This window comes from Deltaproteobacteria bacterium, from assembly GCA_018668695.1.
Lineage (GTDB): Bacteria > Myxococcota > XYA12-FULL-58-9 > XYA12-FULL-58-9 > JABJBS01 > JABJBS01.
This window is the reverse complement of sequence record JABJBS010000336.1, coordinates 26,155-38,420: the sequence shown is the minus strand read 5'-3', so window position 1 is coordinate 38,420 and position 12,266 is coordinate 26,155. Positions and strand designations below refer to the sequence as shown.

7 protein-coding genes are annotated in these 12,266 nt (G+C 50.6%); 3 read left to right on the top strand and 4 right to left on the bottom strand.

The annotated features are described in order from the left end of the window. Positions 1-1,608 (bottom strand): methylcrotonoyl-CoA carboxylase, encoded by a 1,608-nt coding sequence (locus tag HOK28_19140; GenBank protein MBT6435219.1) that lies wholly within the window; start codon positions 1,606-1,608, stop codon positions 1-3. Between the two features lie 79 nt (positions 1,609-1,687). Beyond that, complete coding sequence (locus HOK28_19135) at positions 1,688-2,779, bottom strand: SDR family oxidoreductase (protein MBT6435218.1); 1,092 nt, start codon at positions 2,777-2,779, stop codon at positions 1,688-1,690. 239 nt (positions 2,780-3,018) lie between these two features. Between HOK28_19135 and HOK28_19130 the strand changes: the two genes are divergently transcribed. The 3 genes from HOK28_19130 to HOK28_19120 all read left to right on the top strand — a co-directional run bounded on the left by HOK28_19130 (position 3,019) and on the right by HOK28_19120 (position 8,063). Beyond that, on the top strand, positions 3,019-6,018 hold the full coding sequence (locus tag HOK28_19130) for a sigma 54-interacting transcriptional regulator (protein MBT6435217.1): 3,000 nt from the start codon (positions 3,019-3,021) through the stop codon (positions 6,016-6,018). 170 nt (positions 6,019-6,188) lie between these two features. Beyond that, positions 6,189-7,364 (top strand): isovaleryl-CoA dehydrogenase, encoded by a 1,176-nt coding sequence (locus tag HOK28_19125; GenBank protein MBT6435216.1) that lies wholly within the window; start codon positions 6,189-6,191, stop codon positions 7,362-7,364. A 24-nt stretch (positions 7,365-7,388) separates the two neighbouring features. Next, entirely contained in the window at positions 7,389-8,063 is a 675-nt protein-coding gene (locus tag HOK28_19120) for a hypothetical protein (protein MBT6435215.1), read from the top strand. Positions 8,064-8,097: 34 nt separating this feature from the next. Here HOK28_19120 and HOK28_19115 read toward each other — a convergent pair whose 3' ends face one another. Together HOK28_19115 and HOK28_19110 are read right to left on the bottom strand one after the other, a co-directional pair. Beyond that, positions 8,098-11,022 (bottom strand): phosphoenolpyruvate carboxylase, encoded by a 2,925-nt coding sequence (locus HOK28_19115; protein ID MBT6435214.1) that lies wholly within the window; start codon positions 11,020-11,022, stop codon positions 8,098-8,100. Between the two features lie 110 nt (positions 11,023-11,132). Further along, a complete protein-coding gene (locus HOK28_19110; GenBank protein MBT6435213.1) occupies positions 11,133-12,143 on the bottom strand; it encodes a phosphatase PAP2 family protein in 1,011 nt (336 codons plus the stop codon). Between the last annotated feature and the right edge of the window lie 123 nt (positions 12,144-12,266).

Here is a 12,266-nt window from a genome sequence, read left to right as displayed (position 1 = left end):
CTACATCCTGAATACGGGTGTGTCGCCGCGCTTCACTGGAGCATTCAGTGTGGCAGATAGCGCCATACCGATTACTTCCCGAGTTTCACTGGGTAAAATAATACCGTCGTCCCAAAGCCGTGAGCTACCATAGTAGGGGTCTCCCTCACGCTCGTATTTTTCAAGTACTGGCTTTCGAATGGCTTCCTCTTGTTCAGCGGTCATGGTTTCGCCATGACGCTCCATTTGGTCCTTCTTAACCTGAACCAGAACGCTCGCTGCTTGCTCCGCGCCCATCACGGAAACCCGCGCATTAGGCCACAAGAACATGAAGCGAGGCAGATAGCCGCGGCCACACATCGCGTAGGTTCCGGCACCATGAGAGGCTCCGATAACCAGCGTGATTTTAGGCACTGTCGCAGTGGCAACCGCCTGGACCATCTTGGCTCCATGCTTTGCAATTCCGCCTTCTTCATAACGCTTACCCACCATGAATCCGGTGATGTTTTGCAAGAAGAGAAGTGGGATTTTACGCTGGTTGCACATCTGAACGAAGTGAGCACCCTTCATGGCTGACTCACTGAAGAGCACACCATTGTTGGCTACGATACCTACTGGGTAGCCCATCCAACGGGCAAAGCCGCAAACGAGGCTTGAACCATAAGAGGCTTTGAATTCGTGGAAACGCGAACCATCAACCAAACGTGCGATAATTTCATGAACATCGAATGGCACTTTTGAATCCGCTGGTAAAACACCAGAGATTTCATCAGGACTGTAGAGAGGCTCTTCTGGCTCTTTGATGTCCAGGTCCACTTCTTTCATGGTCCCAAGGTTTTCAACGATGTTTCGGCAAATATGCAGTGCCTCTTCTTCGTCGGCTGCTAAGTGATCCGTGACGCCTGAAACCTGTGAGTGCATGGAGCCCCCACCCAAGTCTTCGGGACTGACTTCTTCACCAGTGGCCGCCTTCACCAAAGGAGGGCCTGCAAGGTAAATCGTACCGTTGCCTTTGACGATGATATTCTCATCTGCCATCGCCGGAACGTAAGCACCGCCCGCTGTACACATGCCAAGCACAACCGCAATTTGCGGGATGCCGGCTGCGCTCATGGTCGCCTGGTTGTAGAAGATACGCCCAAAGTGTTCCTTGTCGGGGAAGACTTCTGCCTGGAGAGGCAAAAACGCACCACCAGAATCCACGAGGTAAATACAGGGAAGCCTATTTTCGAGGGCGATTTCTTGGGCACGAACGTGCTTCTTAACCGTCTCGGGGAAATAGGTTCCACCCTTTACCGTGGAGTCGTTGGCAACAATCATACATTCGCGGCCGCATACGCGCCCCACACCTGTAATGATTCCGCCAGCAGGTACCTTATCGTCATGTTGACCAAAGGCTGCCATGGCAGAGAGTTCTAAAAACGGTGTGCCTGCATCCAATAGCTTGTCGATGCGTTCACGGGGCAAAAGCTTGCCACGTTTTTTTTGGGTTTCACGGGCCCGCTCTGAACCGCCTTGGGACACCTTTTCCAGCCGCTCACGGAGAGTATCCGCAAGAGCATGGTGGTGCGCCTGGTTGGCGGCAAAATCGGGAGAACTTTTCTGAATTTGTGTATTTAGACTGTCCATCGTGGGCCGAAAAACCACAAACTTCCCCTACCGCGCAAGGGGCCCTGCGTCGAAATGGAAAGTGGCCGACCAGATGGGATCATTGAACCTTCATGAAGATGTTCGGATTACGCCGTGAATACTCGATAAGCGTCGGTAAATAGGAGACAAGTGGCGGACAACGCACACCCGTTCCGTCCAGCGCCTCCATTGTATTTTGTACGTCGTATGAGATCGGATGGTTAAAATAAGTGATGGCCTGTCGCTGAATTCCCACCAAACGTTCAATCGGCTTCACGCTGAGCAGCGCTTCCATCCACCTTGAAGGTACAGAACCAATCACTGGGGCTCGGTCCATTGCCTCGACCACAAGACCAATAATATCGCTTGCTTGGAGCGGGTTAGGATCGGCCAGCTGAAAAACTTTCCCCAAAGCGCCTTCTTGATTGGAAATCGTTGCCATCGCCTTGGTCAGAAAATCGACCGGTACAACATTCACTGTGGCCTTCGAGGTTCCAACATTCACCATGGGTAGCCAGCTTGGCAAACGCATCAGGAGTTGAAAAATCACGTACGGGCCATCGCCTTTGATGGTTTCCCCAGTCTCAGAGTCTCCAACCACAATCGCCGGTCTAAAAATAACCGTGGGTATTTTGTCCCAACGGTGCTGAACCAACTTCTCAGCCCAAAACTTGGTCGATTCATAATGATTCTTAAAATCTTGCGCACAGTCGAGTTCGTTCTCGTAACACATGCCGCTGCGCTTACCCGCAACGTAGCAAGTCGAAATATAAAGCAGCCGCTCAAAATTAGGCAAAGTCTCGCAAAAGTCGAGTACATGCTGTGTGCCATCCACATTCACGCCATAGGCAAATGGAAGGGGTACGCTTAAGTCGTAAACAGCTGCCAAGTGCCAAAGCCGCACAATCTTCTTACGAATAGGCTTAAGCGTCTCTGCATCAATTCCTAAATCCCGGCGCCGAATATCGCCCTCAAGAATCGTCCAAGAATCTTTGAACTCAGGAAACTGACTCTCGAGTCCCGCACATTGTTCACCGGCTTTTTGGATAAAAGGAGTTAAGACGACGAAGTAATAATGATGCTGTACTTCCTGGCTCGTGAGTAAATCTTTCATAAGCCGACCCGCGATAAAGCCTGGGAAACCGGTTACCATGACGCCTGGGTTTTTCATCTTATCCTCCGATACCGTGGTTTGATCTCGACGCGTTGTGTCGAGCATTGCTACCATAGAGCTTGCCAAGTGACCAGGGCTCTCCATTTTTCACCCGCCGACGACAATTCTGGTTCGTTTAGCCCTCTTTTTCATTGATCTGAAACTCGACTACAGTAATTCTGGATAAGCTATGCCAATATTGTTGGTGCAGTTCAGGCGGTCTCGATTCTCAATCGATTCAGCTCAGGGGGAAATCAATGGACCATTCGCACGATGTGTTGCGCTTTTTTCTGCACGGCGTTCAAGACTCAACAGCAGCCACGCATGCCACACTCTTCGTTCCCTCGCCCTCTTCATCTCGCAGTCATACATTGCTTGTGCACGCCGGTGAGGGTCAGCCTTTGCCCGAGCTGCATTCGTTAGACACTGCCTATTCCTATCTAGACCGGCTTGATACCGGAGATTTCGACCAACTCGACATCGCTCCTGGACTACAAGGATGGCTTGGCTCCGCACACATGCCTGTGAGAAGCCATGAAAAATTTGGTCTCATTTTTCCTCTCCTACTTGGCCAGAGCCCGCTTGGGCTTCCGGAACTTGATCCCAACACCATTCCTCCCGCCACGAAATGGCAACGCCGTAGCAGTGACCACCGCCAAGTCAATCTGACCCAAATCAAACCACCTGCTTGGTTTGGACTGACCTTCGATTCACAAGAAAAGCTCGACCAGTTTATTGAGGGCTCCCAGCAGCCCACGTCCAAAGAACTCACTCTACACTGGCTCTTCTCACTTGGCGGGGCCATGGGCCGGCACATAAGCCGGGTACGCTCTGTTTTGCATGACTCTCTAACGGGACTCCCTGGTCTCAGTGAGCTGCACCAAATGACGGCCGAACTTATTCGCGAAGCCAATATTGGCGGGCCTCCCCTCTCACTCTTGATGCTCAACCCAACAGACTATGGCCGGATCAATGATGCTCTGGGCCAAGAAGTTGCCGATGACCTTCTCAATAAAATGGCCCATGTTTTACGAGGCAATCTGAGAAGCACCGATTTCATGGCACGGTTTGGCGGTGCAGTCTTTGCAGTTCTTCTTCCGGATACCGGAGAGAGCAATGCCTTAATTGTAGCGAGTCGACTGGTTGAACAAACTGAAGCGCGCGTGAATGAACTGGTTGAAGTGAACCTTCAGCTTCACTGCGGCATGAGTGTGTACAATGCGAAAAATCCGCGACAACCCGAACTGATGATTCAACAAGCGGCTCAAGCACTCGGCAAAGCTCGGCTCTCCATGAACCAAGTTGAACTTTGGCATCCCGGGCAGCTTGTTAGCACCAAGGCCATCGATCCACTCACCAGCGTTCTCACAGGTGATATGACCCGGGACTACAGACGCATGTCTTTGATGTGGGATACCGTTCGTACAATCGCCGCCAATCAAGAGCCTGAAAGTATCATTGGTAATTCAGCCGACAGCCTTCGACACACTTTTCGAGCCCACAGCCTCTACATTTTTCGTAAAGAGGAAGACGAAAGTCTCAAACTGATACAACGTATGGTCAGCCCTGAAATGATAGCCAAAGGCCATTACGATAATGCCAACGAAGTCCTTCCTGGAGAAGCTAAATTGGTAGACAGAGCAGTCGAGGCTCAAGCGATCTTAGGCTGCGGCGTAGAAGGTATCGACGATACTCAAACCAACCTTGAGTTCAGAGCCATCGCGATTCCCATGCTCGCAGACGATAAATGCCACGGCTGTATCTACATGTCCCATACCGGCGAGGGTCATTGGCTTGATGTAACAGATGTCTTATTTTTACAGGGCCTCTCAACTCAGCTGGCGATGGCTCTTGATAGAGCACTGCTGGCAAAACAAGAACAGCGTAACCAAGAAGAGCGGCGCAAAAAATTGCGCGACGAATTTGATACACTTCGAAAAGCTTTTGGCAAAGTAAAACTCGTATACAACAGCCCAGCCATGGAGGAGCTACTCTCCTCCGCTCGGCGGGTAGCCACCACCGAAGCGACTATTCTTATCACCGGTGAAAGTGGAACCGGTAAAGGCATCTTGGCCCAAACCATTCACAACTTAAGCAACCGCCACGACCGTCCCTTTGTAACCGTTGACTGCAGTAGCATCTCGCCAAACTTGATTGAGAATGAACTCTTCGGCCACGTTCGAGGTGCTTATACGGGCGCTGAAAGCTCTAGTATGGGGCGTATTGCTGAAGCCAATGGCGGCACAGTTTTCATCGATGAGATCGGCGAATTGCCACTTGAGGTCCAAGGTAGACTCCTGACTTTTGTTCAAGACCACCGCATCTCGCCTGTCGGTGCCACCCGCTATCAACAAGTAGATGTAAGAATCATCGCTGCCACCAACCGCGACTTAGAGCGCGAAGTTTCCAGCGGTAAATTTCGCCAAGATCTGTATTACCGGCTCAACGTCGTAACATTTGCGATTCCGCCACTACGAGATCGCAGAGAAGAAATCGCATTGCTCACGCGCTACTACATTGAGCAGTTCAGCCTTCAATACCAAAAGCGCATCGATGGGCTAAGCGATGAAGCAGAGCTTGCCATGCTTTCCTACAACTGGCCGGGCAATATCCGTGAACTACAAAACAAAGTAATGCGGGCTGTGATTTTGTGTACTGAAAACGAACTGCAGCTTCAAGAACTCGACATTCCACTCAGTCCTGCAATACCGGTTGAAAACCGGCAGATCACCCAAGCCGCAACCGCTGAGCAATCACCTCAACCGCCGCAGACAGTAGAGAGCGATTCAGGCATCGCTCCTGCGATGCAGCTGCGACACTGGCTCAGCCGAGATGTCACCGCTTGCATTGACTCGCTTCCTTCCATGCCTCCTCCGGTTGCTCTCTGGCTCACGCTTTCATTTGTAGAAGCCGCCCAGACCATTTCATCAGACATATCGAAACGTGAACCCGGCAGCGTCACCCGAAGGGCGGCCAAACTCCTCGGTGTTCCTGAGTCCACATACCGTCGGCGGCTCGGGGAAATTAACCACGGGAGTAAAGATGTTGGCCGGCGGGAAATCTGGGCATCTCGCAGCCAAGTTCTTCAGAAACTTGTTGAAGCCAATGAGCAAACCGCCGACAACTTACTCGAAGGTTGGAAGGGGTCACTTTTAGCAGAAGTGTTAGATCGGCTGGGTAACAAGACGAAAATCGCAGCCTCCATGATGAACACCACAGAGCAAACCCTACGAAAGTGGCGTAAAGAGCAACCCTGATCACCCAAGCGGGCTCCTACCCCCTTGAGTCTTTTCGCAGCGCGTCATAACCTCAATCATTCCATTGGGCACCCTACCCTTGCTCCATTTGTACGACCTATATATAGGCAGTTCCCGTCGGAAGCCTTTCCAGTAAAGGGCCCAACCCAATTCGTTAGTAGAGGTATGTCATGGAAAACATCTATAACCCAACGCCTGAGCATAAGGCCCTTCGTGAAATGGTTCGTCAATTTGCCGAGCGCGAAGTGGAGCCACAGGCCGCAGAAAACGACCGCACTGAAACTTTTAACATTGCGCTCTTTCGCCAACTCGGAAGCCTCGGGCTTTTGGGCATCACCGTTCAAGAAGAGTTTGGTGGATCAGGCATGGATGCAGCCGCGGCTGTGATTGTGCACGAGGAACTCTCAGCGGTAGATCCTGGTTTTACCCTGGCTTACCTTGCTCACTCTATGTTGTTTGCCAACAACCTCGCACACAACGGCAACAAGGCGCAGTGTCAGAAGTATTTACCTGGAGCATCCACGGGAGAACTTATCGGCGGCATGTGCATGAGCGAACCAGCGGTCGGGACCGATGTTCTCGGAATGCAAACTTCTGCTAAAAAAGATGGCGATAGCTACGTAATCAATGGTGCCAAAATGTGGATCACCAACGGTGCCATCAGCAATACCGAACTCGGTGACATTTTTCTCGTATACGCCAAAACCGGTGAGTCGAGTAAAAGCGCTTCACTTTTCCTCGTTGAAAAAGGCACACCCGGTTTTAGCCTCGGACAAAAGATCCATGACAAATTAGGCATGCGTGCTTCGACCACTGCAGAGCTCGTATTCGAGGACTGCCGTATTCCTGCAGAAAATCTTGTAGGCAGCGAAGGTGAAGCTGTGAAGCACATGATGCGTAACCTTGAGCTCGAGCGACTCACGCTCGCAGCCATGAGCCTTGGGATTGCAAGACGAAGCATTGAGATCATGAATCGTTACGCCAATGAGAGACATGCATTTGGTAAGCCGCTGCGACACTTTGGTCAGATTCAGCGACACATTGCAGAATCCTATGCGGAGTACATGGCTGGCAAAGCCTACGTTTACAGCACGGCAGCCAACCTGAAGCTTGATTCGTCTGGTAACCGACTCGACTCTGATGGCGTTAAACTCTACGCCGCAACGATGGCTAAAAACGTCGCGGACAGAGCCATTCAAGTTTTGGGCGGATATGGCTACGTCGGTGAATATACCGTTGAACGCCTCTGGAGAGACGCCAAGCTGCTTGAAATCGGCGGCGGTACCAATGAAGCGCACCACAAAAACATGACAAGAGAGTTAAGCAGTACTCTCAAGTTGGACTAATTTATTTTAAACGGGGAACCTACTATGAAAGCACTATCACAGATCACTATGATTTTTGTTCTTGGCCTTAGCTTGGCAGTCTTTGGCTGCGGCGGCGAAGACACTCCAAAGGACCAAACAGGAGCAGAAGATAACACTGGATCCACTGACGGCGGCGATACAACAGGCACAGACAACACCGATACATCAGGTGGCGATACTTCAGGTGGAGACACATCGGGCGGAGACACTTCAACCGGCGATATCACGGCTGAATGTACTCAGGTATGCGAATACCTTCTCTCATGCCTTGGCCAACTTGTATGCGACCCAGCACTCGGTGAACTTGATGCTGCCGGTTGTGTTCAAAACTGCGTAGCACGCGGCGAAATGGACCAAGCTTCTGCAGCCAACTACGTTACTCAAAGCTGTGATGACATCAACCGAGCTCAGTGTAATGCAGAGCCTGAGCAGTTCGCAAATTGCGACTGCCCACAAGCTGCGCAAGGTAACTGCCCAGAAGGCCTCTTCTGCACAATTCCTCTGACCGATCAAAACGGTAATACTCTCTATGCATGTGGTGATGAAGCCGGTGCGGCACCAGTAGAGGCTGACAGCTGCTCACAAACAGAACCTGCATGTACCGATACAACTCAGCAGTGCATCTTGTTTGGCGCCGGCGGCGCCGAAGGTTCTTGCTTATCTTTATGTGAGCAGTAAGTCGCTTGAAGATTCCAACTAAGCCCTTTCGGGCTTAGCCAAACGCGCCAACAACATGGGTGACCGCAGTGGTCACCCGGCGCATCAAATCATACATTTCAGTCATCGGTTCGAAGATTTCTTGATGAACTTCTTTGTACCCTTGTGCCTCGTCACTCACGTAACTGGCTTGCTCTCCATAGGCTCCGCTTTCAATCGGTTGACCATCTGTAGGAAAGGCATCGCCTAAGACTTTCATCGACGGTAATACACTAAGCCGTAAAAGCTCTTGCATGACTTCACCGATGGTCATTGACGACTGTGAACTAAACCGGGGGACCTGAACAATCATGAGAAAGAACTCTTGAATCAAGCCAACGCGAAGACCATGCAGTAAATCCAGTTCATCGCGAGCTGTTTCAGTGATCCCAACCGGTCGGCCGCCAATGGCTTCGAAGCCAGCATCGAGATCCATTAAATCTTCTCGGAAAATTCTAAAAATGCGCCGAAGACCTTCATAGGTTTCACCGCCACCTAAGAGGCTCACAACTCGTCTCATCCTGCGCTTACGGGTTGGATCAGATTCGGTCTCTGCCAGTGCCAGCCAATGGTCTGGATCAAAGAGGCTAATATAAGCCGCCAAAACATCTGGGTTCGTTAAACTTCGGGCGTAACTCACCAAGCTCATAAAGCGGCGGCAACGGCTGGAGTTTTCATACATCGAAACAAATTGTTCCAAATCGTTGGAAATCGCTGCGCCCAAACCACCGATGGAGTTGGCAAGAAATCCCAACTGCTGCAGCGTCGCATTGTGCGGAATAGCTCTAATTTGCGATGGGTGATTGCTGCGATTCACACCGCCATCATGCTGTCGACGCGAAACTCTGGACCCGGTTTTATACAAAAGGTTGGTTCCAAAAGCATCAAGTAAGGTCCCATAACTGGGATTGTCCATGACGTTTTCATTGAACTCTTTTGCAGTAATAAAGAAATCTAGTGAATGGTCTGTGTCATCGTAAAACGCGTCACTTGCATCCGACTCTTCTGGGTCCAGCGTGTTCTCAAGAAGCCGCGCCAGCGTTGCAAAGGCCAAGGACTCGTTCTTGAAAAAGAGGTACCCATCTCCGCCCTGGAAACTAAGCTCCTGCTTAAAGAGGAGACCCGCTTCTTCAATGAGTTTTCTGCTCTTTTGCGGCGAAGTATAATTTAAACGGTCTGAAAAACTAACTGGGTGTGAACCTCGCCCGATCGACTCACCGTGAGTATCGAAAATTAAAAGTTCGATACCGTCTAAACCGTGGCGTGAAAGCATTCTTGCCATCTTCATTCGCAATCGCTCGATGGCCATACTGGCAGCCGGCTGGCCCAGGTGACGACCTGCATCGGAGAAGCCAGTCTGAATTGCGATGCGACCGCGCTCCTCAACGTATTTTCTATAATGAGGAATATCTAAGAGCTTCTCTATCACCGAGTCTGCGCGTTCGAGCGCGGTTTCAGTTTCAAACAGAGGAGAGATATCAACGTGCTCCGCAACACCAAAGAGGCGAGCAAAGTACAATGCCGTTAAGATTGTAAATGCGGTGTCGCATTCTGCAATGAGAAAACGAATAGGATGGGTTGAGTCGATGTAACGCATCATTTGAGCAACGATCATAAACAATCGTTTACCACTGGTTCTCTCAGCCATAATGGAGCCCACATTAATCGATACGGGCTCTAAATCATCAAAGAGTGCACTTAACTCGTTAAGATAGCGTCTTCGGTTACCTGGCTCATCCGGCGAGCCTTCCATTTTCAAAACACCGCGAATAGCATTGTGCAACTGCGAAGAGTTAAGGCGCACGTGGGTGTGGGCCATACCCAAACCATGGTTTGCCATCTCTGCGCGTAAGATGCACAAGGCCCGAACCATGTCATCTTCAGTGGCACTATCAATCGCTTCACTAAGAAGCCCCACACACAAAGACGTATCGGTCAGCCGAACATCAAGACTGCGGGCCAATTGCTTGCCCAGGTGCTCTACTGCTTCATTCTCATTACAATCACGAGATAGAACATCGATATCCGAAGCGACCGCGTATTCCGTCGCTCTTAATTTTTCTTCGATTTGTTTAAGGGCTGTCGTGGCCGCAGGACTGTTTTCAAGAACTGTCGAGAACATATTTCGAATCGACGCGAGTTCACTCAGGTAAACTCTAAGCTGTTCAAGCTCGACCTTCATACGTGCGCGAAATGTGTCATGCCAGAGGATGTCGCTTCGGCCATCCAGGTCATAACCAACCCAGCTTGCTACGGTCATCAAACGCGGCGAAAGGCCGTTCCACTCTTGTGGGTAATGCTCCTTCGCCACATCCAGCGCAACTCCATAAACGCGGCGAAGCGCCCAATGTAAATTGCCAATGGCTTCAAGAGAAAGCGTATGCTCCTTGCTTAGATTCACAGGATCGTCTGGTGCATGAACTTCACTGGCAACCAAATCCTGGAGGGCGCTTCGGTCTTCCTCATCAAGCTCAGACCCGCCTTCGGCGTTATCCAGCGCAAGTCCTGCCAATGCTTCATACAACTTATCTGAAAGTCCGAAAGTTGGGTGGGCGGTCATGACAACGCCGAGCCACTCGCGGTTGAGCGTTTTCTCAAATGCCTCAAAGTTCTCGCACTTTTTGGCAATGCCGCCGAAGAGTTCCTCGAGCCGCGCTGTATTGCGGTGGATACTCATCTCCCCAAGGTAGTCGCCAAGTCTCGTGGCCCTTCGCAGAAATGCTGCGCTGGAAGAACTTTGAATAACCGCGCTCAACTCAGATAGGGAAGTCTGCTCAGTCGTAAGCTTTTTAGATATCTCCAGCCCCAATAATGAGATTGGATTACTAAGTGGATTGCTTCCCGCCAAAACTCGGTATTGACCAAGGCTTTCACGTAAATCGGTGTAAAAGGCTTCGGTCTCGGAGCTTCTGCTTGCATTCATAAGGCTACTGCTAGACATCGTGATTTCAATCCTCGTGAATATGAACTGATTTCATAGCATCACTTGGAGGCTACTTGAAATCATTGGTTTTGAGGAATTCGTCGAGGAAATCGGAAAATACAGGTTTTTTATTTACGCGTGGCCCATTCACCAAGGCCCAATCGCTCCCAAACCGGCTGCCGGGTGTCGTCCCCAACACCTTTCGACATCTCAAACTTCGCGGCAAATCTTCCAAACTGCCAAGCAAATGTTGAGAGCATCAATCCAGCCACCACATCAATGGCCCAGTGCCAGCGAAGGAACATAGTCGAAACGATAATATTGATGGCAAAAAATGCCAGAACAGGCCAGATCCATTTCACCACTCGGTGCTTGCGATTTGAAAAAGCCCAGAGTGCGAAGAATGTAGGGTAAGCTGTATGAAGCGATGGAAAGATATCCAAAACTGCACCCACGGAAGCCACAGTACCCATCACCATTTCTAAAAAGACTCCGCCATGCAGCGGCTCAGCAAACTCGATGGCTGCATAAGGGCCGACGCCCGGAACGAACGTGTAACCGCTGTGACCCAATGAACAAACAATGGTTGCTCCCAGCATCAGCTCAACCAGCATTCTGCCGTGGGCTAAAAACAGCCACGGGATAGTCATAAGACCCAAAATGAAAAAGTAGCTCCAATAGAAAAAAGCCAACCACTCGGTGACTGCTACAGTATTGAACTGAGCCATCCACACTGAAGGCGTTTGCCCTAAGACAGCGATGTCTATTTCCATCAATTCAATATCGAGAAGAACCGGGGCCAGTCCCGGTAAAACCCACTTGAGAACAAAATATGAACCAGCGATGCTTAGAAACATGCCAACCCTATAAATCAATGCTCGAATCGAGCCCTGGGGCAGTAAACGGCTTCGCACTGAGAAAATCGTAATGAACGTGAACAAGAGCAAAACGCCCTGCCAAAGTCGGCCCTCCTCGGCTTGTGCGCTCTCGGGCGCAATCAGGATTCGGACCCAAAGGTAGCTATGAAAAACGAGGGCAATCCAATCTTGTATCGCCAGATTTCTAACGAGCGAACGACCAAGCGCTAAGGTCTCAGTCTCGCTAAAAGCGCTCGTGTTGGATGTAAGGTTTGTCGACATACCCAGAAACTCACCCTAAAATCATTCATGTCATATGTTCACTCGGGGACAGGACCTAAGCCTATATCCGCACGCGGGTCTTCGCATATGTAGCCAGTCGCGGCTACCACAGAAATACTTGCG